15 protein-coding genes and 3 tRNA genes are annotated in these 22223 nt (G+C 57.5%); 3 read left to right on the forward strand and 15 right to left on the reverse strand.

What is annotated here, in order from left to right:
- Positions 1-7: 7 nt before the first annotated feature.
- The 9 genes from QCD69_RS15110 to mltB form a co-directional block, all read right to left on the reverse strand.
- Positions 8-84: transfer RNA gene (locus tag QCD69_RS15110), tRNA-Arg, on the reverse strand.
- A gap of 388 nt (positions 85-472) precedes the next feature.
- A tRNA-Arg gene (locus tag QCD69_RS15115) sits at positions 473-549 on the reverse strand.
- Between the two features lie 3 nt (positions 550-552).
- Positions 553-645, reverse strand: a tRNA-Ser gene (locus tag QCD69_RS15120).
- Between the two features lie 306 nt (positions 646-951).
- Positions 952-1137: a carbon storage regulator CsrA gene (csrA, locus tag QCD69_RS15125; RefSeq protein ID WP_004155916.1), complete on the reverse strand. Its 186-nt coding sequence runs from the start codon at positions 1135-1137 to the stop codon at positions 952-954.
- A gap of 248 nt (positions 1138-1385) precedes the next feature.
- Positions 1386-4013, reverse strand: a complete 2628-nt coding sequence (alaS, locus tag QCD69_RS15130) for an alanine--tRNA ligase (protein ID WP_253458987.1) — start codon at positions 4011-4013, stop codon at positions 1386-1388.
- Between the two features lie 128 nt (positions 4014-4141).
- Entirely contained in the window at positions 4142-4657 is a 516-nt protein-coding gene (locus tag QCD69_RS15135; protein WP_253458984.1) for a regulatory protein RecX, read from the reverse strand.
- Positions 4658-5173: 516 nt separating this feature from the next.
- Positions 5174-6241 (reverse strand): recombinase RecA, encoded by a 1068-nt coding sequence (recA, locus tag QCD69_RS15140; RefSeq protein WP_253458981.1) that lies wholly within the window; start codon positions 6239-6241, stop codon positions 5174-5176.
- 98 nt (positions 6242-6339) lie between these two features.
- On the reverse strand, positions 6340-6834 hold the full coding sequence (gene pncC, locus QCD69_RS15145; RefSeq protein ID WP_301252607.1) for a nicotinamide-nucleotide amidase: 495 nt from the start codon (positions 6832-6834) through the stop codon (positions 6340-6342).
- Positions 6835-7008: 174 nt separating this feature from the next.
- Complete coding sequence (gene mltB, locus QCD69_RS15150) at positions 7009-8079, reverse strand: lytic murein transglycosylase B (protein WP_301252609.1); 1071 nt, start codon at positions 8077-8079, stop codon at positions 7009-7011.
- Positions 8080-8282: 203 nt separating this feature from the next.
- Between mltB and QCD69_RS15155 the strand changes: the two genes are divergently transcribed.
- A complete protein-coding gene (locus tag QCD69_RS15155; RefSeq protein ID WP_301252611.1) occupies positions 8283-8870 on the forward strand; it encodes a DJ-1/PfpI family protein in 588 nt (195 codons plus the stop codon).
- A gap of 36 nt (positions 8871-8906) precedes the next feature.
- Here QCD69_RS15155 and lldD read toward each other — a convergent pair whose 3' ends face one another.
- The 6 genes from lldD to QCD69_RS15185 all read right to left on the reverse strand — a co-directional run bounded on the left by lldD (position 8907) and on the right by QCD69_RS15185 (position 18373).
- Positions 8907-10040 carry an FMN-dependent L-lactate dehydrogenase LldD gene (gene lldD / locus QCD69_RS15160; RefSeq protein WP_253458967.1) on the reverse strand — a complete coding sequence of 378 codons (1134 nt, stop codon included), beginning with the start codon at positions 10038-10040 and terminating at the stop codon, positions 8907-8909.
- Between the two features lie 181 nt (positions 10041-10221).
- On the reverse strand, positions 10222-10899 hold the full coding sequence (narI, locus tag QCD69_RS15165; RefSeq protein WP_301252613.1) for a respiratory nitrate reductase subunit gamma: 678 nt from the start codon (positions 10897-10899) through the stop codon (positions 10222-10224).
- Positions 10896-11621, reverse strand: coding sequence for a nitrate reductase molybdenum cofactor assembly chaperone (gene narJ / locus QCD69_RS15170; RefSeq protein ID WP_301252614.1), 726 nt, complete (start codon positions 11619-11621; stop codon positions 10896-10898). Before narJ ends, narI begins: the two co-directional genes overlap by 4 nt.
- A complete protein-coding gene (gene narH / locus QCD69_RS15175) occupies positions 11618-13156 on the reverse strand; it encodes a nitrate reductase subunit beta (RefSeq protein ID WP_301252615.1) in 1539 nt (512 codons plus the stop codon). Before narH ends, narJ begins: the two co-directional genes overlap by 4 nt.
- Positions 13153-16911: a nitrate reductase subunit alpha gene (locus QCD69_RS15180; RefSeq protein ID WP_301252617.1), complete on the reverse strand. Its 3759-nt coding sequence runs from the start codon at positions 16909-16911 to the stop codon at positions 13153-13155. Before QCD69_RS15180 ends, narH begins: the two co-directional genes overlap by 4 nt.
- Before the next feature lie 67 nt (positions 16912-16978).
- Entirely contained in the window at positions 16979-18373 is a 1395-nt protein-coding gene (locus QCD69_RS15185) for a NarK family nitrate/nitrite MFS transporter (RefSeq protein ID WP_301252619.1), read from the reverse strand.
- Between the two features lie 313 nt (positions 18374-18686).
- Here QCD69_RS15185 and narL point away from each other — a divergent pair, with 313 nt between their 5' ends.
- Both narL and mutS read left to right on the forward strand, forming a co-directional pair.
- Positions 18687-19334 carry a two-component system response regulator NarL gene (gene narL, locus QCD69_RS15190; protein ID WP_253458950.1) on the forward strand — a complete coding sequence of 216 codons (648 nt, stop codon included), beginning with the start codon at positions 18687-18689 and terminating at the stop codon, positions 19332-19334.
- 321 nt (positions 19335-19655) lie between these two features.
- The gene (mutS, locus tag QCD69_RS15195) at positions 19656-22208 is read left to right on the forward strand and encodes a DNA mismatch repair protein MutS (RefSeq protein ID WP_301252620.1); all 2553 of its coding nucleotides are present in this window, start codon (positions 19656-19658) and stop codon (positions 22206-22208) included.
- Positions 22209-22223 lie beyond the last annotated feature (15 nt).

Raw genomic sequence — 22223 nt, forward strand, 5'->3', positions numbered from 1 at the left:
CAAAATATGGTGCATCCGGGAGGATTCGAACCTCCGACCGCTCGGTTCGTAGCCGAGTACTCTATCCAGCTGAGCTACGGATGCATAACAAATTCTGGTATAACGCAGGGGTGCTGACGACTCACCTTGATACAGGCTGCTAACGCTGTATCGGTACTACTTAAACAAAGCGGCGACTTGCTAAGCCACTTTATAAAATATGGTGCATCCAGGAGGATGATTCGGCTTACGCCTCACCCTTACGGGCCGTTGCTAAAGCAACGTTATCATCCCTTGTGCTGGCCGCTAATACTTACTGCTTTGCCAGAACACAATGGCTGCAACACTTCTTAAATATGGTGCATCCGGGAGGATTATTCGGCTTACGCCTTACCCTTACGGGCCGTTGCTAAAGCAACGTTATCATCCCTTGTGCTGGCGGCTAATACTTACTGCTTTACCAGAACACAATGGCTGCAACACTTCTTAAATATGGTGCATCCGGGAGGATTCGAACCTCCGACCGCTCGGTTCGTAGCCGAGTACTCTATCCAGCTGAGCTACGGATGCAAATGGCGGTGAGGCGGGGATTCGAACCCCGGATGCAGCTTTTGACCGCATACTCCCTTAGCAGGGGAGCGCCTTCAGCCTCTCGGCCACCTCACCATACGCGCTCTTATCGAGCTGTGCTTCTGAACTTGTTTCTGCTCATCGGCACTGCGTGGCGCACATATTACTTTCTGGGCCTTATAAGTCAAACATATTTTTTCACTCTCGCGTTTGATTGCGCATTTCCCAGCCAAAATGGGTATTTGGAAAGCAAAAAGAGTGATTTATCAACAATAATCGGCCCTTTCACAGCAGGGAAGTGTGTACAGGCCCGAAGAGATACAGCGAAAGAAAAACAAAGAAAGGCGGGAAAGAAGGACAAAACCGGTAGCGCCTCGCCTGGGCGGCAAGGCGCTGGATCCGTTAGTAACTCGTTTGCTGAGTTTTTTCGGCCTGAATACGCTGATAAATCTCTTCGCGATGAACCGAAACTTCTTTAGGGGCATTCACACCGATGCGAACCTGATTCCCTTTTACTCCCAGCACCGTTACAGTCACCTCATCACCGATCATGAGGGTTTCACCAACTCGACGAGTTAGAATAAGCATTCTTTGCTCCTTGAAAGATTAAAAGAGTCGGGTTAACTGTCGCCCGGCATTATCCATCATATAACGCTAAATATAGACTATGACAAATGCACAACAAGTGCATCATCACGGTAATACATTCTGCTGATACTTAGTTTAGCCGAAATACACACCATCAACCTGACTTTGTGTTTTTTGCGATAACATCTGACAGAATGACGCGGTGAAGCCCTGCCCCACCGCGCTTTCCGGGATGCTTTTTTATAGTGTTACAGTTTTGCCGCCACCCAGCTTTCAACACCGGCCAGAGCCCCTGGTAGTGCTCCGGCATCGGTGCCGCCGGCCTGAGCCATATCCGGGCGGCCGCCGCCCTTACCGCCAACCTGCTGAGCCAGTTCGCCCACCAGCTCGCCGGCTTTCACGCGATCGGTTACATCTTTGGTTACGCCGGCAATCAGCGAAACCTTTCCTTCCGCAACGGTAGCCAGCACGATAACGGCTGACTTCAGCTGGTTCTTCAGATCGTCCACCATCGTACGCAGCATTTTCGGCTCGACGTTGGTCAACTCGCTTACCAGCAGCTTAACGCCCTTGACGTCGATAGCTTTACTGCTGAGAGAAGCGCTCTCCTGCGCGGCCTGCTGATCTTTCAGCTGCTGCAGTTCTTTTTCCAGCGCGCGGACGTTATCCATCAGGCCACGCACTTTTTCATTCAGATTGCTGCTGTTGGCTTTCACCAGGTGAGCGATCTCCTGCAGCTGCTCGCTCTGGGCATACATCTGCTTTAACGCGCCTTCGCCCGTCACCGCTTCAATACGGCGAATACCTGCCGCCGTACCGGCTTCAGAGGTGATGCGGAACAGGCCGATATCGCCCGTGCGGCTGGCGTGCGTGCCGCCGCAAAGTTCGGTAGAGAAATCGCCCATCGTCAGCACGCGGACGCGATCGTCATATTTTTCGCCAAACAGCGCCATCGCGCCCAGCGCTTTCGCTTTTTCCAGCTCCATCACGTTGGTGTCGACCGCCAGGTTACGGCGGATCTGTGCGTTGACGATTTCCTCAACCTGACGGATTTCCTGCGGCTTCATCGCTTCAGAATGGGAGAAGTCGAAGCGCAGATATTTATCGTTCACCAGTGAGCCTTTCTGTGCCACATGATGGCCCAGAACCTGACGTAGCGCAGCGTGTAACAGGTGCGTCGCTGAGTGATTCAGACGAATACGCGCGCGACGCTCTTCGTCCACGTGCGCGGCCAGACGATCGCCGACCCGCAGCTGACCGGAAGCCAGCTTGCCGATATGACCAATCGCCTGCGCATATTTTTGCGTGTCGGTAACGGTGAACACCGCATCGTTGTTACGCAACTCGCCGGTATCGCCTACCTGGCCGCCTGATTCGCCGTAGAATGGCGTTTCATCCAGCACGATAACGCCTTCCTGACCGGCGGCAATCGCATTTGCAGGCTGACCGTCCACAAAGATAGCGGTAACGGTCGCGCTCAGCTCAAGCTGGTCATAACCTTTGAAGGTCGAGGCTTCATCAATGCGGATAACGTTGCTGTAGTCCGCGCCAAAGCCACTGGCTTCACGAGCACGCTGACGCTGCTGCTCCATCGCTTTCTCGAAGCCCGCTTCGTCAATTTTCAGATTACGCTCGCGACAGACGTCGGCGGTTAAATCGACCGGGAAGCCAAAGGTGTCATACAGGCGGAAAACGGTTTCACCGTCCAGCGTGTCGCCCTGCAGCTTCTCCAGCTCTTCGTCCAGCAGCGCCAGACCGCGCTCCAGCGTTTTCGCAAACTGCTCTTCTTCGGTTTTCAGCACCTGCTCAACCTGAGCCTGCTGCTTCGCCAGCTCTTCGCCCGCTGCGCCCATAACGTCAATCAGCGGCGCTACCAGTTTCCAGAAGAAGGACCCCTGCGCGCCCAGCATGTTGCCGTGACGAATAGCGCGGCGAATAATGCGGCGCAGCACGTAGCCGCGGTTTTCGTTGGATGGGATCACGCCATCGCAAATCAGGAAAGCGCAGGAACGGATATGGTCGGCAATGACGCGCAGTGATTTGCTGCTCAGATCGGTGGCGCCAGTCGCTTCTGCAACAGCCTTGATCAGCTTCTGGAACAGATCGATTTCGTAGTTGGAGTTAACGTGCTGCAACACGGCGGAGATACGCTCCAGGCCCATACCGGTATCGACGGAAGGCTTCGGCAGCGGCAGCATGGTGCCGTCAGGCTGACGGTTGAACTGCATAAAGACGATGTTCCAGATCTCAATAAAGCGATCGCCGTCCTCTTCCGGACTGCCCGGCGGGCCGCCCCAGATATGGTCGCCGTGGTCAAAGAAGATTTCGCTGCACGGGCCGCACGGGCCGGTGTCGCCCATCTGCCAGAAGTTATCAGAGGCGTAAGCGCCGCCCTTGTTATCGCCAATGCGGATAATACGCTCACGCGGCACGCCGATTTCATCTGCCCAGATATTGAAGGCTTCATCATCGGTTTCGTAGACGGTAACCCACAGCTTCTCTTTCGGCAGGTTAAACCACTGCGCGCTGGTCAGCAGCTCCCACGCAAAACCGATAGCTTCGCGTTTGAAATAGTCGCCGAAGCTGAAGTTGCCCAGCATTTCAAAGAAGGTATGGTGACGGGCGGTATAGCCAACGTTTTCCAGGTCATTATGTTTACCGCCTGCGCGTACGCAGCGCTGCGAGGTGGTTGCGCGCGAGTAGCTGCGCTTGTCCTGGCCCAGGAAAACGTCTTTGAACTGGTTCATCCCGGCGTTGGTAAACAGCAGCGTCGGGTCATTAGTCGGGACGAGGGAGCTACTGGCTACAACCTGATGTCCCTTGCTATGGAAAAAGTCGAGAAACGCCTGGCGAATCTCCGCAGTGCTCTTGCTCATAATTGTCCTGGAATCACGCTAACGAACGTTTCGTGGGTTTAAACCTGCCGTAAGGCTAAGCAACACACGAACAAAAAGTGGTGAATAAGATAAATTTTCTTCGGTGCGAAGTAAAATCCCATTGGCGCTCAATCTTCAAAATTTGAAAAAACGCTGCGGATATCTTCGGAAAAGAAGCCTTTAGTCATTAAATAGCGCTGCACTTTGGCTTTTTCCTTCCATTCGGTCGGCAGCGGCAGGCCAAACTTCCGCTCCGCCGAGTCGAACGCCATTTGCTGCCAGTCGATTTCCGTTTTGGCCAGCGTTTCATCGATCAGCGGCTTCGCCACGCCCTTCTGCCCCAGCTCCATACGGATGCGCTGCGGGCCGTAGCCCTTACGGCTGCGGCTGGCGACAAAGCGCTCCGCAAAGCGGGCATCGTCCAGATAATTGCTTTCATAACACCAGGCGACGACCCGATCGATTTGCTCTGGCGTAACGGATTCAGGCTGCTGCGCCTGCGTTTTAGCATACATCGCGGCCCGCTCTGCAGAGAGCGAAAGCTTGCGACGAAATTCCGCCTCGCTGTGATCGCGCATGGCCAGAATGCGCATGGCCCGATCTAACAGGCGGGTAAACTGGCTTCGTTCGGTGGCGTCAGACATCTTGCTCCGGTTATGCAAAAAATTAACTCATGGTAAGGGTAGCGAGGAACCGCAAAAGAAACAAAGCGCTTTGGCTAATGTGTGGGGAAAGGCGGCAAAGGCGATTTGTAAGCGGGAAACAGGTGATACAAGGCGTTTCGTAACGCTAAAACAGGTAGCGCCAGGCGGCTCGCCCCCTGAAACAAGTTAGTTCGTACGTTAAAAGCAGGCGCCGCCGGGCGGCTCGTACACTGAAAAAAATTGATACAAGGTGATTCGTACGCTGAAAACAGAGGGCGCCTGGCGACTCGTACCCTGGAAAAATCAGTACAAGGCAGCTCGTTCGCTGGAAAAAAACTCGCCTGGGCGGTTCACAGCGCTGAAAACAATGCTCTTTTGCGCGTGTGCGCAATAGAAAGAACCTGGCTGCTGCCGTAACAAGCTGGTTCAGAAAGCGTAAGTCGAAAATAAAAAAGGAGCGGCACAGGGCCACTCCTTTTCAGCGCTTTCCGACTATCTGCCCTCGCGGGCTGCTAATCAGAAGTTTTCGTTAGTTTCGCTGGCTTCGTTGGCATCATCTTTGTCAGCCACGAAGTCTGGCGTCGTGTCCGGATTGTTCATCAGCGTAGCGCGCAGCTTGTTTTCGATCTCGGTAGCCACAGCCGGGTTCTCTTTCAGGAAGTTGCCGGCGTTTGCCTTACCCTGACCGATTTTATCGCCGTTGTAGCTGTACCAGGCACCCGCTTTTTCAATCAGCTTGTGCTTCACGCCAAGGTCTACCAGCTCGCCGTAGATATTGATGCCTTCGCCGTACATAATCTGGAACTCAGCCTGCTTGAACGGCGCGGCGATTTTGTTTTTCACCACTTTCACGCGGGTTTCGCTACCGACGACTTCGTCACCCTCTTTAATCGCGCCGATACGGCGGATATCCAGACGGACAGAGGCGTAGAATTTCAGCGCGTTACCGCCGGTAGTGGTTTCCGGGTTACCGAACATCACGCCGATTTTCATACGGATCTGGTTGATGAAGATCAGCAGCGTGTTGGAGTTCTTCAGGTTACCGGCCAGCTTACGCATAGCCTGGCTCATCATACGAGCCGCCAGACCCATATGCGAGTCGCCGATTTCGCCTTCGATTTCCGCTTTCGGCGTCAGCGCCGCCACGGAGTCAACGATGATTACGTCAACCGCGCCGGAACGCGCCAGCGCATCACAGATTTCCAGCGCCTGCTCACCGGTGTCCGGCTGCGAGCAGAGCAGATTATCAATGTCCACGCCCAGCTTTTTAGCGTAAACCGGATCGAGCGCATGCTCGGCATCGATAAAGGCGCAGGTTTTGCCCTTGCGCTGTGCAGACGCGATAACCTGTAACGTCAGCGTGGTTTTACCGGAAGATTCCGGCCCGTAAATTTCGACGATACGGCCCATTGGCAGGCCGCCCGCGCCCAGCGCGATATCCAGCGAAAGCGAACCGGTAGAGATGGTTTCCACATCCATAGTGCGGTCTTCACCCAGGCGCATGATGGAGCCTTTACCAAATTGCTTTTCAATCTGGCCCAGCGCTGCTGCCAGTGCTTTTTGCTTGTTTTCGTCAATAGCCATTTCCACTCCTAATCACGCGGGGGTAAAGCACGCTTTCGCGGCTTCGTGTCTCAATCAATATGGGTGCAATTATACTGTATAGTCATACAGTATCAAGCTTAATTTTTAAGAAAATGGTCACGTAGCGTCAACAGCGCATAAGCCGTGGCCTGACGTCGAACGGCCTCTCTGTCGCCCGCAAAAATTTTGCGCTGCGCCAGCGAGTTAGCGCCTTCCGCTGCGAAGCCGAACCACACCGTTCCCACCGGTTTTTCCGCCGTTCCGCCATCGGGGCCGGCGATGCCGCTGACAGCTACAGCATACTGCGCGCGGGCCTGTTTAAGCGCCCCTTCCGCCATCTCTGTCACCACCTGTTCGCTGACCGCGCCAAAGCTTTCCAGCGAGGCGGCCGTCACGCCCACCAGCGTCTGCTTGGCCTCATTGCTGTAGGTGACAAAGCCCCGCTCAAACCATTGTGAACTGCCGGCGACGTCGGTAATCACTTTTGCTATCCAACCGCCCGTACAGGATTCCGCCGCGGTAACCGTGGCATTAAGGCGCTGTAAATGCTGACCGATTTCCTGGCTTAACAGGCGCAATTCGCTGTCCGTCATTCTTGTTCCCTGCTTGCTTATCGTAAGAATGAAGATTAGCACTTTTTAGCCAGGCACGAAGAGACAAAGGCGGGATTTGCGAACCGCTTTCATAAAGTCAGTCAGGAAAAGCGTTGTAGAAACAGGCGATTGCCCGGCAACGCGCCGCCGGGCGATCGGGAGGTAAAACTGACGTTACTGACGGGCGTCGCGTACGGCCTGGCCCAGCTGCCACACGGCCATCGCATAGTGATTGCTGTGGTTATAGCGGGTAATAACGTAAAAATTCGGCAACCCGTACCAGTATTGATAGTAAGTGCCCATATCAAAACGCAGCAGGCTGACCTGCTGATTGTCCTGTAGCGGCACCTGCGGCGACAAACCGGCGGCAGAGAGCTGCGCGGCCTTATAGCGGGTTTTGAAGCCCGTTTCCAGCTGCGGCGCTTCGCCGTTAGCCGGTACGGCTACGGTGCCGCCTTTTATCCAACCGTGCGCGCTGAAATAGTGGGCCACGCTGCCTATTGCGTCTACAGGATCCCAAAGATTGATATGGCCGTCGCCATTGAAATCAACGGCGTATTGCTTAAAGGCAGAAGGCATAAACTGGCCGTAGCCCATGGCGCCAGCGAACGAACCGCGTAAATCAAGCGGATCGTCGTTCTCTTCTTTCGCCATCAGCAGGAAGGTTTCCAGCTCGCCGCTAAAGTACTCGGCGCGACGAGGATAGGCGAACGCCAGCGTCGCCAGCGCATCGATAATGCGCGTTTTACCCATTACGCGTCCCCAGCGGGTTTCGACGCCAATAATGCCGACGATGATTTCCGGCGGCACGCCGTAAACTTCCGAGGCACGATTGAGCGCGTCCTGATATTGATTCCAGAACTGGACGCCGTTCTGCACGTTATCCGGCACGATAAATTTTTTGCGATAGCGGATCCAGGCGCCGTTCGGGCCGGAGGGTGCCTGATAAGAAGGCGCCTGCCGATCCATCAGCCGCAGCACCCAATCCAGCCGCTTCGCCTGTGCCAGCACGTTATGCAGCTGCTGACGGTTAAAACCGTGTTCGCGCACCATTTTATCGATAAAGGCTTCGGCCGTCGGGCTGTTGGCGAAATCGCCGTCCAGCGGCGCTACGTTATGCTCGGGATCCAGTAAAAAGCTGTTGTTGCCCCGAAAAGGATTGCCGTGAGGCTCAGGCGCAGGGGCTTTACTGCTGCAGGCGGAAAGCAGCAGCAGCGCGGGCAAAAATGAGGCCAGATAACGCATTGAATATCCAGAGTGCAAAACGGAAAAGTAGCATTCATGTTAGAACATCGCCAGCCCTTCTGAAAACAGATGTTATGTAAATCTGCCGCTTTTTTCCTTTCTCTTTTCCTGCGCGGCCAGACGGCGTAAACTCGCTGCTGCCATTAAAATAAAACGCCATTTCATTTAATAGAAAATAGCATTTTATCAAATCAGGAGGAGTAATGAGCAAACAGGCTGCGGTGCTGCTGGCGCCGGGATTCGAAGAGGCGGAGGCCTTTATTATTATTGATATATTAAACCGTCTGCACGTTAAGGTAACGACTGTCGCCTGCCATGATACGCGTGAGGTGCCCAGCTACCATGCCGTGCCGGTGGTAGCGGATGTTCTGCTGGCGGGCCTGGATAAAGAGTTTGACGCCGTGGTTATCCCTGGCGGGCCGGAAGGCACCGTTAACCTGGCGGCCAACCCGCTGGTCACGGCGTTTATTCGCCGTCATGACGAAGCGGGCAAATGGATTGCGCCGATCTGTTCTGCTGCCGCGCGCGTGCTGGGCGGCAATCATCTGTTGAAGGGCCGTCGCTATACCTGCTCAGGTGATTTGTATAAGGGCGTTACCGATGGCGTTTATAGTGCGGAGGAGGTGGTGGAAGACGGCAACCTGCTGAGCGGCAAAGGGCTGGGCAAAAGTTTTGAGTTCGCCTTTCAGCTGGCCTGGCGCCTGACCGACGATACCGAAACGGCCGATTTCCAGGCTGACCATATCTATTTTGACCACTGGCGCTCTTACAGCGGGCTAAACGCCAACTAGTCTGTGCTGTCGGCAGGCGCCCTCGCCTGCCAACCTTTACAGCGTCAGCGACTCGCGGCTGATGTCGGCTACCGATTTCGCGCCGGTCAGCGTCATCGCCACGCGCATCTCTTTTTCCATCAGCGAGAGCAGATTCACCACGCCAGCTTCGCCCGCTGCGGCCAGCGCATAGACAAAGGCTCGGCCCAGCAGCACGCTGTCCGCGCCCAGCGCCAGCATCCGCACCACGTCCAGCCCGGTTCGTATCCCTGAATCCGCCAGGATCTTAATGTCGCCTTTTACCGCATCGGCAATGGCGGGCAGCGCACGCGCGGTAGAAAGCACGCCGTCCAGCTGACGGCCGCCGTGGTTAGACACCACAATGCCATCGGCGCCGAAGCTCACGGCATCCTTCGCATCCTGCGGATCGAGAATGCCCTTAATGATCATTGGCCCTTGCCAGAACTCACGGATCCACTCCAAATCTTTCCAGGAGATAGAGGGATCGAAGTTGGCGCCCAGCCAGCCAATGTAGTCTTCCAGCGTGGTCGGATGGCCGCGATAGGCCGAGACATTGCCCAGATCGTGCGGCTTGCCGTTCAGGCCCACATCCCACGCCCACTGCGGATGCAGCATGGCCTGCACCATCCGGCGGAAAGCCGCATTCGGCCCGCTCATGCCGGAATGCGCATCGCGGTAGCGCGCGCCAGGCACCGGCATATCCACGGTAAAGACCAGCGTTTTTACCCCTGCGGCTTTGGCCCGCTCCAGCGCGTTTCGCATAAAGCCACGGTCTTTTAAGACGTAAAGCTGGAACCACATAGGCCGTGAAATCGCCGGCGCGACCTCTTCGATGGGACAGACGGAAACGGTGGAAAGCGTAAAGGGAATGCCCATTTTTGCCGCCGCGCGCGCCGCCTGCACTTCGCCACGCCGTGCATACATGCCCGTCAGTCCTACCGGCGCGAGAATGACCGGCATCGCCAGCTTCTCGTCGAACAGCGTGGTTTCCAGGCTCAGCTCGGCCATATTTTTCAGGATGCGCTGGCGTAGCGCGATATCGGCCAGATCGGCCGTATTGCGCCTGAGGGTGTGCTCGCTATAGGCACCGCCGTCGATATAGTGGAAAAGGAAAGGCGGCAGCCTGCGCCGTGCCGCTGCCCGGTAATCCGTTGATGCGGAAATGATCATCTGGTTTCCTGCCTTGTTAAAACGCTCGGCTTCATCGCGAAGCAAAGTAAACGAGCCGCGAGAGCGGCCCGGAAGAACAGGCAGTGTAGTCGAGACGGAAAACGGATACGCTGACCCACATCTCAACATTTTGGCAACAAACCAGACGATCGCCTTTTTTGCACAAGGTAACGCCGCACAACTAACGGCGATTGCGTACCAGCTGATAGCGCCGCGTCAAATATTCCAGCGGCACGCTCCAGATATGCACCAGGCGGCAGAACGGAAACAGCAGAAACAGCGTCATGCCCAGTACCATATGCACGCGGTAAATCAGCGCCACGCCTTCCAGATGCTGCGACGCGCCCGCATGGAAGGTCACGATCGCCTGCGCCCAGCCGACCAGCTTCATCATTTCGCTGCCATCCATATGCTGCGCGGAGAAAGGAATGGTCAGCAGCCCCAGCGTGGCCTGCGCTACCAGCAGCGTCAGGATCAGGATATCGCCGGCGCTGCTGGTGGCCCTGACGCGCGGATTGAGCAGGCGACGCTTAAGCAGCAGCGCGCCGCCCGCCAGCGTCAGCAAACCGCAAACGCCGCCGGCCACCATCGCCAGCTTCTGCTTGGCGGCGATCGGCAGAAAAGCCTCGTACATCCAGTGCGGCGTCAGCAGGCCGACGAAATGGCCGAAGAGAATACCAATGATGCCGATATGAAACAGGTTGGAGGCGAGCCGCATCCCTTTTTTATCCAGCATCTGGCTGGAGCCGGCGCGCCAGCTGTACTGGCCATAGTCGTAGCGCAGCCAGCTACCAATCAGGAAAACGCTGCCTGCGATATAAGGATAAATATCGAAAAAGAAACCTGAGAGAAAATTCATGATGAACGCCCCGTGGATGTTGTCATTGCCGCCACGTCCAGATACTGCGGCGCGACGGCGTCGGCAAAGCGGCGCTGATGCGCGGCCTGTTGGGCGGAAGCACAGCCCTGCTCGCCGAGAAACTTAATCTGCTCCTCTTCCCAGACCGCATCCAGCGCCGCTGGCGTATCGTCGCGGGCCTCTTTATGGATTTTCGGCGTCAGGTCATCTACCGCCAGCCCGGCCCCGGAGAGCGCCAGCAGCACGGTGAACAGCTCGCTATAGCGGCTTTGGCGCTGTTTTAGCCTGGCGGCCAGCAGCGCGAGGATTGGCGCCACGTCGGCCAGGCCAGCGCGGGCGCGGGTGACGTCAAGGCTGGCCAGATACTCCAGATAGAGCGGCAGAAAATCGGGCAGCTCTTTCGCGCTCAGCTCCAGGCCGTCGGCGCGATATTGCTCCAGCAGATCGACCATTGCCTGGCCGCGATCGCGCGACTCGCCGTGAACATGCTCGAACAGCAGCAAAGAGGTGGCCCGACCGCGATCGAACAGCTCGCAATAGTCGGCCTGCCTGTCCAGCAGCGAGCCTGCGCAGAATTCCGTAATAAAATCGGTGAGCTGCGCGCGCTGCGCGGCATCAAGCTCGCTGCCCGCTTTCAGCGCCGCCAGCATTTCAGCCTGATGCGTAAAGAGCGCTTCATCGGGATAATCCAGCAGCCGGGCGACGATACGTAGCGTGATCATGGCTGCTCCTCCTGCGTTTTTTTGCCAATATCAATCGCGTCGATGCGGCGGCTGTTAAACAGGTTGAAGCGCCCGTCGCTGCCGTGGCAGCCATCGCCGAAGCTGAAGCCGCAGCCTTTGCTTTCCGGGAAGGCTTCCCGCGCCAGTTCACGATGGCTGGAAGGCACCACGAAACGATCTTCATAATTGGCGATGGCCAGATAGCGGTACATCTCCTGCGCCTGCGCTTCGCTTAAGCCGACCTGTTCCAGCGCCCGCGTGTCGACAAGGTTATCGACGGTTTCCGCGCGTTTATAATGACGCATGGCCAGCATTCTCTTTAGCGCCAGCAAAACCGGCGCGGTATCGCCCGCCGTCAGCAGGTTCGCCAGGTACTGCACGGGAATGCGCAGGCTTTCCACGTCCGGCAGAATACCGTTGTGCGGCAGGTCGCCCGCGTCCGCAGCGCTCTGAATGGGCGACAGCGGCGGCACGTACCAGACCATCGGCAGCGTGCGGTATTCCGGATGCAGCGGCAGCGCCAGCTTCCACTCCATCGCCATTTTATAAACCGGCGAGCGTTGCGCTGCGTCAATCACGCTTTGCGGGATACCTTCTTTTAACGCTTCGGCAATCACATCGGGATCGTGGGGATCGAGGAAGATCGCCCTCTGGCTTTCATAAAGATCCTGTTCATGCTCGCTCGCTGCCGCTTCTTCAATACGATCCGCGTCGTACAAAAGCACGCCAAGATAGCGGATGCGCCCTACGCAGGTTTCGGAACAGACCGTGGGCTGGCCCGCTTCAATACGCGGATAGCAGAAAATACACTTCTCCGATTTGCCACTTTTCCAGTTGAAGTAGATTTTTTTATAGGGACAGCCGGTCAGACACATGCGCCAGCCGCGACACTTGTCCTGATCGATCAGCACGATACCGTCTTCGCCGCGCTTATAGATGGCGCCGCTTGGGCAGGTCGCCACGCACGCCGGGTTCAGGCAGTGCTCGCACAGGCGCGGCAGATAGGCCATAAAGGTGTGTTCAAACTGGCCGTACATCTCTTTCTGGATGTTATCGAAATTTTTATCCTGCGAGCGTTTGGAAAACTCGCCGCCAAGGATCTCTTCCCAGTTCGGGCCGTTTTCGATTTTTTTCATCCGCTTGCCGGTGATCAGCGAGCGCGGCCGCGCTATCGGCTGATGTTTGCCAGCGGGCGCATTGTGTAAATGCTGATAGTCGTAGTCGAACGGTTCATAGTAATCGTCCAGCGCGGGCACGTCCGGGTTAGCGAAAATTTTCGACAGCAGCCCGACGCGGTTGCCCATGCGCGGCACCAGCCTGCCGTTGATTTTACGGATCCAGCCGCCCTTCCATTTTTCCTGATCTTCCCATGCCTGCGGATAGCCGACGCCCGGCTTGCTTTCAACGTTGTTAAACCAGGCGTATTCCATCCCTTCACGGCTGGTCCAGACGTTTTTACAGGTCACGGAACAGGTGTGGCAGCCGATACATTTATCCAGATTCAGCACCATGCCGACCTGCGAGCGAATTTTCATGATTTTCTCCCCTTGCCGCCCTGGCAGTCGTCGTTACCTTCACCGTCCAGCCAGTGAACGTGATTCATTTTGCGCACCACCACAAACTCATCGCGATTGGACCCTACGGTGCCGTAATAGTTAAAGCCGTAGGAAAGCTGCGCGTAGCCGCCGATCATATGGGTTGGTTTAGGACAGGCGCGGGTCACGGAGTTATGAATGCCGCCGCGCTGGCCGGTAATTTCCGAACCGGGAATGTTCACAATGCGTTCCTGCGCGTGGTACATCATGGTCATGCCTGCCGGTACGCGCTGGCTGACCACTGCGCGAGCGGTCAGCGATCCGTTGGCGTTAAAGGCTTCAATCCAGTCGTTGTCCGCAATCCCCAGCTCCTGCGCGTCTTCTTCACTCATCCAGACGATAGGGCCGCCGCGCGACAGCGTCAGCATCAGCAGGTTGTCGCTGTAGGTAGAGTGAATGCCCCATTTCTGGTGCGGCGTCAGGAAGTTCAGCGCCTTTTCCGGATTGCCGTTCGGCTTTTTGTTCAGCAACGGTTTGGCCGCCCTGGTATCAATAGGGGGACGATAAACCAGCAGGCTTTCGCCAAAGGCGCGCATCCACTCGTGATCCTGATAAAGCTGCTGGCGTCCGCTGAGCGTGCGCCACGGGATCAGCTCATGCACGTTGGTATAACAGGCGTTATAGGAGACGTGCTCGTCTTCCAGTCCTGACCAGGTGGGGCTGGAGATAATTTTGCGCGGCTGCGCCTGGATATCGCGGAAGCGAATTTTTTCGTCTTCTTTGTTCAGCGCCAGGTGAGTGTGGTCGCGGCCAGTAATGTCGCTCAGCGCCTGCCAGGCTTTAACTGCCACCTGACCGTTGGTTTCCGGCGCGAGGGATAAAATGACCTCGGCCGCATCGATGGCGCTGTCGATATTCGGCCGGCCGGCGGCCGGGCCATCCGTCTTGACGTAGTTCAGCTCTTTAAGGAAATCGACCTCTTTTTGCGTGTTCCAGCTGATGCCCTTACCGCCGTTGCCCAGCTTGTCCAGCAGCGGGCCAAGCGAGGTAAAGCGTTCCCAGGTGGCCGGATAGTCGCGCTCTACGGCAATAATGTGCGGCGCGGTTTTGCCGGGGATCAGGTCGCACTCGCCTTTTTTCCACTCTTTAACGTCAAAAGGCTGCGCCAGCTCCGCCGGCGAATCGTGCTGCACCGGCAGCGTGACGATATCGGTTTCCACACCGAGATGCCCCGGACAAAGCTCCGAGAAGCGTTTGGCGATGTCTTTATAGATCTCCCAGTCGCTTTTCGCTTCCCAGGCCGGATCGACCGCCGCCGACAGCGGATGAATAAACGGATGCATATCCGAAGTATTCATATCGTCTTTTTCATACCAGGTGGCGGTAGGCAGCACGATATCGGAATAGAGACAGGTACTGGACAGGCGGAAATCCAGCGTTACCACCAGATCCAGCTTGCCCTCGCCGCCTTTCTCCTGCCATTCCACTTCTTCCGGCTTCACGCCGCCCTGCACGCCTAAATCTTTACCCTGAATGCCGTTTTCCGTGCCCAGCAGATATTTGAGCATGTACTCATGGCCTTTGCCGGACGATCCCAGCAGGTTGGAGCGCCAGACAAACAGGTTACGCGGGAAGTTCTGCGGATTGTCCGGCTGCTCGGCGGCAAAGCGCAGCGTGCCGGTTTTCAGGCTTTCCACGGTGAAATCCACCGGCGGCATCCCGGCCGCTTTCGCCTGCGCGGCGATGTTCAGCGGATTGCCGTTCAGCTGCGGCGCGGAAGGCAGCCAGCCCATGCGCTCGGAACGCACGTTAAAGTCGATTAAACTGCCGCCGTAGCGCTTTTTATCGGCCAGCGGCGAGAGCAGCTCGCTGGTCTGCACGGTTTCGTAGCGCCACTGGCTGGAATGGTTATAGAAGAACGAGGTGCTGTTCATATGGCGCGGCGGACGCTGCCAGTCGAGCGCGAAAGCCAGCGGCGTCCAGCCGGTCTGCGGCCGCAGTTTTTCCTGACCGACATAGTGCGCCCAGCCGCCGCCGCTCTGCCCCACGCAGCCGCAGAAGATCAGCATATTGATCAGCCCACGGTAGTTCATATCCATGTGATACCAGTGGTTCATCCCGGCGCCGACGATAATCATCGAGCGGCCACGCGTTTTTTCCGCGTTGTCGGCGAACTCGCGCGCCAGCCGAATGATATTCTGCCGCGACACGCCGGTGATCTGCTCGGCCCAGGCCGGGCTGTAGGCTTTGATCTCGTCATAGCTGCCTGCGCAGTTTTCGTCGTGCAGACCACGATCCAGCCCGTAGTTCGCCAGCGTCAGATCATACACGCTGGCGACCAGCGCAGCGCTGCCGTCGGCCAGCTGCAAACGCTTCACCGGCAGCTTGTGCAGCAGGATCTCCTCCAGCGGTACGCTGCTGAAGTTTTCGCTTTCCAGGCCGCCGAAATAGGGAAAGCCGACCTCGGCGATCTCGTCATGGCTGCCCAGCAGGCTAAGCTGAAGCGTGACTTCCCGCTGCGAGCCACCTTCACGCGACTCCAGGTTCCACTTGCCTTTTTCTCCCCAGCGATAGCCGATGGATCCCTGCGGCGCCACCAGCTCACCGCTCTCCTGGTCGATGGCGATGGTTTTCCACTGCGGGTTGTTTTCCTGCCCCAGGTTATCAATCAGATCGCTGGCGCGGAGCTGGCGTCCGGCGGCGTAGTAGCCGCCCTCGCGCGGCTCCAGCAGCACCAGCATCGGCATATCGGTATAGCGGCGCACGTAGTCACGGAAATAGGGCACCTCGCGCTCAAGGTGAAACTCCTTCAGCATCACGTGTCCTAAAGCCAGCGCCAGCGCGCTGTCGGTGCCCTGCTTAGGATTCAGCCACTGATCGCACAGCTTGGCGACCTCGGCATAGTCAGGCGTGATCGCCACGGTTTTGGTGCCCTTGTAGCGCACCTCGGTAAAGAAATGAGCATCCGGCGTGCGCGTCTGCGGCACGTTAGAGCCCCAGGCGATAATATAAGAAGAGTTATACCAGTCGGCCGATTCCGGCACGTCGGTCTGCTCGCCCCAGGTCATGGGCGAAGCGGGCGGCAAATCGCAATACCAGTCATAAAAACTCAGGCAGACGCCGCCGATCAGCGACAGATAGCGCGCGCCTGCGGCATAGGAAACCATCGACATCGCCGGGATCGGTGAAAAGCCGATAATGCGATCCGGGCCGAAGGTTTTCGCCGTATAGATATTGGATGCCGCGATCAGCTCGTTGACCTCCTGCCAGCTTGACCGGACGAAGCCGCCGCGACCGCGAGCGATCTTATAGCTCTGCGCTTTTTGCGGATCGCTGACGATCGATCCCCAGGCCGCGACCGGATCCTGATGCTCCGCTTTGGCTTCGCGCCACAGCTTGAGCAGCTTTTTGCGCATCAGCGGATATTTCAGGCGGTTGGCGCTGTAGAGATACCAGGAGTAGCTGGCGCCGCGAGGACAGCCGCGCGGCTCGTGATTCGGCAAATCCGGTCGGGTGCGCGGATAGTCGGTTTGCTGTGTTTCCCACGTGACGAGGCCATTTTTGACGTAAATTTTCCAGCTGCAGGAGCCGGTGCAGTTTACGCCATGCGTGGAGCGCACGATTTTATCGTGCTGCCAGCGGCTACGGTAGCCCTCTTCCCAGTCGCGATTGGTGTTGAGTGTCTGGCCATGTTGACCAGCAAAGGGTTCCGCCAGCTGTTTAAAGTAGCGAAACCTGTCGAGAAATTTGCTCATCCGGAAAACTCCTGAAGGCTTAGGTGATATTGCTCAGGCGGCGGAGGGACATTGCCTCCGCACGTTATCAAAATTTATTTTTGCGGCCGTAAACCAGCCAGGTGACGCCAACGCAAAGCAGATAGAAGGCGAGGAAGATTTTCATCGCGCCCGTCGGCGTACCCAGCATGGACAGCGAAAGGCCAAACGTCTGCGGAATGAAAAAGCCGCCCAGCGCGCCGATAGCGGAGATAAAACCGAGCGCGGCGGAGGTTTCGGTCACTGCTTCCCGCTGCGCAGTCTCTATGTCTTTCCCTTCCGCGCTCGCCTTCTCCAGGGTGAGCTTGCGGAAAATCACGGCGATCATCTGATAGGTCGAGCCGCTGCCCAGGCCGGCGGTTAAAAACAGTCCCATAAACACGGCGAAAAAGGCGCTAAAGGATCCGCTGGTTCCTTCCCCCGGCAGCGTCAGGAACAGCAGCGCGGCAAACAGCGCCATCAGCACAAAGTTAGCCAGCGTCACGCGTACGCCGCCCAGCCTGTCGGAAATAATGCCGCCCGCCGACCGCGCCAGCGCGCCCAGCAGCGGGCCGAAAAAGGCGTAGTGAAGAATGCTGATATCCGGAAACTGCGTTTTGGCGAGCATGGCGAAACCGGCGGAAAAGCCGATAAAAGAGCCAAAAGTCGCCAGGTAAAGCAGCGCCATCACCCACAGGTGGCCGCGTTTCAGTACCGGCAGCTGCTCGCGCAGAGAAGATTTCGCCGCCGCCAGGTCGTTCATGCCGAACCAGGCCGCCAGCGTCGCGACAAGCAGGAACGGCACCCAGATCCACGCGGCGTTTTGCAGCCAGATCGTTTCGCCGCTGCTGGTGTGCTGCGCGCCGCCGCCGAAGGCGCCGAAAACGGCGATGGAAACGGCCAGCGGGGCGGCGAACTGCATTACGCTGACGCCCAGGTTGCCCAGACCGCCGTTGATGCCCAGCGCCCCGCCCTGCTGCGCTTTAGGAAAAAAGAAGCTGATATTGCCCATGCTGGAGGCAAAGTTCGCGCCCGCAAAGCCGCACAGCAGCGCGATCAGCACAAAAATGCTGAAAGCGGTGCTGGTGTCCTGCACGGCAAACCCAAGCCACAGGCAAGGGACCAGCAGGATACCGGTGCTGAAAGCCGTCCAGCGCCGTCCGCCGAACACGGGGATCACAAAAGAGTAAGGGATCCGCAGCAGCGCGCCGGAAATGGAAGGCAGCGCCGTCAGCAGAAAAAGCTGCTCGGTGGTAAAGGTGAAGCCAACTTTGTTCAGGTTCACTGCAACGGCGCTGAACAGCATCCAGACACAGAAAGCGAGCAGCAAACAGAAAACGGAAATCCACAGGTTACGGTTGGCGATGCGTTTTCCACGCTGCTGCCAGAACCGCTCGTTTTCCGGCTGCCAGTCCTGGATAACGGCACCGTTTTCTTCGGGTTGAAGAGGGGCAAGTTGCGTCATAGTCATCTCCGGTTTGAATGGAGCGCATTCTGCTTAACCGCTTCTGACGCCGGGTTGACGCAAATCAACGTGGATGCAGGTGATCTTTTGCCTCCGTGCTGCCGCTGCGCCTGGATGAGTAGAGACATATCGGAAACATATTTATAAAATTCATGTAATTACTCCGCACAGCGGGGGCTTTTTTCAGTTAGACTGCGGAAAGAAGAAATTTATGGTTACTCCCTTAGTGGTATAGGGTTAACGTTTTTAATCGGTAAGATTAAGAGGCTAACCGGGAATCATTCGCCGCCCTCTGACTGTGGAAAATCCAAGCGTGAAAGAAGAAGCTGCCACTATCCTGCTGATTGACGATCATCCGCTGCTGCGGAACGGCGTTAAACAGTTGATTGAAATGGAAGAAAGTTTGCAGGTTATCGCAGAAGCCAGCGACGGCGCGCAGGGCGTCGTACTGGCGGAACAGCATGACCCCGACCTGATCCTTTTGGATTTAAATATGCCAGGCATGAACGGGCTGGATACGCTGGTGCAGCTGCGCACCATCGAGCTTTCCGGGCGCATCGTGGTATTCAGCGTTTCCGATCATGAAGATGACGTGGTAAACGCGTTAAAACACGGCGCGGATGGTTATCTGCTGAAGGATATGGAGCCGGAAGCGTTGCTGAAAGCGCTGCATCAGGCCGCCGCCGGCCAGATGGTGTTAAGCGAAAAGCTGACCAACGTGCTGGTGGCCAGCCTGCGTGAATCACGCCCGACAGAAGCGCGCGATGTGGAACAGCTGACGCGCCGCGAACGCGATATTCTGAAGCTAATCACGCTGGGGATGACCAATAAAGCCATTGCCCGCAAGCTGTCGATTACGGAAAGCACGGTAAAAGTGCATGTTAAACATCTGCTGAAAAAAATGAAGCTGAAATCCCGGGTGGAAGCGGCCGTCTGGGCGCTGCAAAACGGCCACGGCTGATAAAAACTTTCTTCGCTCCGCTTTTCCGGCACCGCAGTAGTCGCCGGACAGGGCTGCGCTTCACCCTCTGTCGCTAAACGGTTTCGCCAACGCTATCGCATTTTGCTCCCTCTATTTTTACGCTTTGCGGCCCGTCTCTGGCTTTTACCTGTGACAGCATCGATCGCGCTGCGTTACTATAGCCCTCAGAAAAAGGCGCCGCTCTCGTGCCCGTCACCTGCGCTGACCTCGCTGGCGCGCCTGCCCAATCACCGTTTTGAAGTAAAACTCAGCGTCCCGCGCCGACTTTATATTCAATGGACTGGAAAAGAAGACCTGATAATGACCACTGACAATCTTTCTTCCCATACGCCCATGATGCAGCAGTACCTGCGTCTGAAAGCCGAGCATCCGGAGATCCTGCTGTTCTACCGCATGGGCGATTTTTACGAGCTGTTTTATGACGATGCTAAACGCGCCTCTCAGCTGTTGGAAATCTCGCTGACCAAACGCGGCGCTTCCGCTGGCGAACCGATCCCGATGGCTGGCGTCCCGCATCATGCCGTGGAAAACTACCTCGCGAAACTGGTGCAGCTGGGCGAGTCGGTGGCGATCTGCGAACAGATCGGCGATCCGGCGCTGAGCAAAGGCCCGGTCGAGCGTAAAGTGGTACGCATCGTCACGCCCGGCACCATCAGCGACGAAGCGCTGCTGCAGGAGCGTCAGGACAATTTGCTGGCGGCCATCTGGCAGGGTTCGCGCGGCTTCGGCTACGCCACGCTGGATATCAGTTCCGGCCGCTTCCGCCTGGCGGAGCCGAGCGATCTGGAAACGATGGCGGCAGAGCTACAGCGCACCAATCCGGCGGAGCTGCTCTATCCCGAAGATTTTGCCGCCATGTCGCTGATTGAAAATCGTCGTGGCTTACGTCGTCGTCCGCTGTGGGAGTTCGAGGTGGATACCGCGCGCCAGCAGCTGAACATGCAGTTCGGCACCCGCGATCTGAACGGTTTCGGCGTCGAGCAGGCGCAGTTTGCGCTGCGTGCGGCAGGCTGCCTGCTGCAATATGTAAAAGATACCCAGCGCACCTCGCTGCCGCATATCCGCTCGCTGACGATGGAGCGTCAGCAGGATGGCATCATCATGGACGCCGCCACGCGCCGCAATCTGGAAATCACCCAGAACCTGGCGGGCGGCATCGATAACACGCTGGCTTCGGTGCTGGACAGAACCGTCACGCCGATGGGCAGCCGCATGCTGAAACGCTGGCTGCATATGCCGATCCGCGACACCGCAACGCTTATCAACCGGCAGCAAAGCATCGGCGCGCTACAGGATTTTACCGCCGAGCTGGCGCCGCTGCTGCGGCAGGTCGGCGATCTGGAGCGTATCCTCGCCAGGCTGGCGCTGCGCACGGCGCGCCCGCGCGATCTGGCCAGGATGCGTCACGCTTTTCAGCAACTGCCCGGGCTGGACGCGCTGCTGGTTGACAGCGACGTGCCGCATCTGCAAACGCTGCGCCAGCAGATGGGCCAGTTCGACGAGCTGCGCGAACTGCTGGAAAACGCCATTATCGATGCACCGCCCGTGCTGGTGCGCGACGGCGGCGTGATTGCGCCAGGCTATAACGAAGAGCTGGACGAGTGGCGCGCGCTGGCGGACGGCGCCACCGACTATCTGGACAAGCTGGAAATCCGCGAGCGTGAAAAGCTGGGGCTGGATACGCTCAAGGTCGGTTTTAACGCCGTACACGGCTACTATATTCAGGTCAGCCGTGGGCAAAGCCATCTGGTGCCGATCAACTACGTGCGCCGTCAGACGCTGAAAAACGCCGAGCGCTATATTATCCCCGAGCTGAAAGAGTATGAAGACAAGGTTCTGACCTCGAAAGGCAAGGCGCTGGCGCTGGAAAAGGCCCTTTACGACGGGCTGTTCGATCTGCTGCTGCCGCATCTGGAAGCGCTGCAGATCAGCGCCGCCGCGCTGGCGGAGCTGGACGTATTGAGCAACCTTGCCGAGCGCGCCTGGACCCTGAACTTCAACTGTCCGACCTTTACCGATAAGCCAGGCATCAGACTGACCGGCGGCCGTCATCCGGTGGTCGAGCAGGTGCTGAAAGAGCCGTTTATCGCCAACCCGCTGACGCTGTCACCGCAGCGCCGCATGTTGGTGATCACCGGGCCGAACATGGGCGGTAAAAGCACCTATATGCGCCAGGCCGCGCTGATAGCGCTGATGGCCTTTATCGGCAGCTACGTTCCGGCGGAAGAAGCGGTAATTGGCCCCATCGACCGCATCTTCACCCGCGTTGGCGCGGCGGACGATCTCGCTTCCGGTCGCTCAACCTTTATGGTCGAAATGACCGAAACCGCCAATATTCTGCATAACGCGACGGAATACAGCCTGGTGTTGATGGACGAGATCGGCCGCGGCACCTCGACCTACGACGGTCTTTCTCTTGCCTGGGCCTGCGCGGAAAGCCTGGCGAACCGCATCAAAGCGATGACGCTGTTCGCCACGCACTATTTCGAGCTGACCACGCTGGAAGAGAAGATGGAAGGCGTCGCCAACGTGCATCTGGATGCCGTGGAGCACGGCGACACCATCGCCTTTATGCACAGCGTGCAGGACGGCGCGGCCAGCAAAAGTTACGGACTGGCCGTTGCCGCGCTGGCAGGCGTGCCGAAAGAAGTGATCAAGCGGGCGCGGCAGAAGCTGAAAGAGCTGGAAGCCAGCTCGGCCAGCGCGGCCGCAGGCAGCGCGGAAGGCCCACAGCTGCCGCTGCTGGTTGAAGAGACGTCCCCGGCCGTTGAGGCGCTGGAAGCGTTAGATCCCGACACGCTGTCGCCGCGTCAGGCGCTGGAATGGATCTATCGTCTGAAATCGCTGGTTTAGTTGCAGGCTGATGGT

The sequence above is a fragment of the Erwinia sp. PsM31 genome, from assembly GCF_030433775.1.
Taxonomy (GTDB): domain Bacteria; phylum Pseudomonadota; class Gammaproteobacteria; order Enterobacterales; family Enterobacteriaceae; genus Erwinia; species Erwinia aeris.

Bases quoted from the DNA above. Each gene is read 5' to 3' on its own strand.
- csrA (WP_004155916.1), bottom strand. From the start codon at position 1,137: ATGCTTATTCTAACTCGTCGAGTTGGTGAAACCCTCATGATCGGTGAT.
- alaS (WP_253458987.1), bottom strand. From the start codon at position 4,013: ATGAGCAAGAGCACTGCGGAGATTCGCCAGGCGTTTCTCGACTTTTTC.
- QCD69_RS15135 (WP_253458984.1), bottom strand. From the start codon at position 4,657: ATGTCTGACGCCACCGAACGAAGCCAGTTTACCCGCCTGTTAGATCGG.
- recA (WP_253458981.1), bottom strand. From the start codon at position 6,241: ATGGCTATTGACGAAAACAAGCAAAAAGCACTGGCAGCAGCGCTGGGC.
- pncC (WP_301252607.1), bottom strand. From the start codon at position 6,834: ATGACGGACAGCGAATTGCGCCTGTTAAGCCAGGAAATCGGTCAGCAT.
- mltB (WP_301252609.1), bottom strand. From the start codon at position 8,079: ATGCGTTATCTGGCCTCATTTTTGCCCGCGCTGCTGCTGCTTTCCGCC.
- QCD69_RS15155 (WP_301252611.1), top strand. From the start codon at position 8,283: ATGAGCAAACAGGCTGCGGTGCTGCTGGCGCCGGGATTCGAAGAGGCG.
- lldD (WP_253458967.1), bottom strand. From the start codon at position 10,040: ATGATCATTTCCGCATCAACGGATTACCGGGCAGCGGCACGGCGCAGG.
- narI (WP_301252613.1), bottom strand. From the start codon at position 10,899: ATGAATTTTCTCTCAGGTTTCTTTTTCGATATTTATCCTTATATCGCA.
- narJ (WP_301252614.1), bottom strand. From the start codon at position 11,621: ATGATCACGCTACGTATCGTCGCCCGGCTGCTGGATTATCCCGATGAA.
- narH (WP_301252615.1), bottom strand. From the start codon at position 13,156: ATGAAAATTCGCTCGCAGGTCGGCATGGTGCTGAATCTGGATAAATGT.
- QCD69_RS15180 (WP_301252617.1), bottom strand. From the start codon at position 16,911: ATGAGCAAATTTCTCGACAGGTTTCGCTACTTTAAACAGCTGGCGGAA.
- QCD69_RS15185 (WP_301252619.1), bottom strand. From the start codon at position 18,373: ATGACGCAACTTGCCCCTCTTCAACCCGAAGAAAACGGTGCCGTTATC.
- mutS (WP_301252620.1), top strand. From the start codon at position 19,656: ATGACCACTGACAATCTTTCTTCCCATACGCCCATGATGCAGCAGTAC.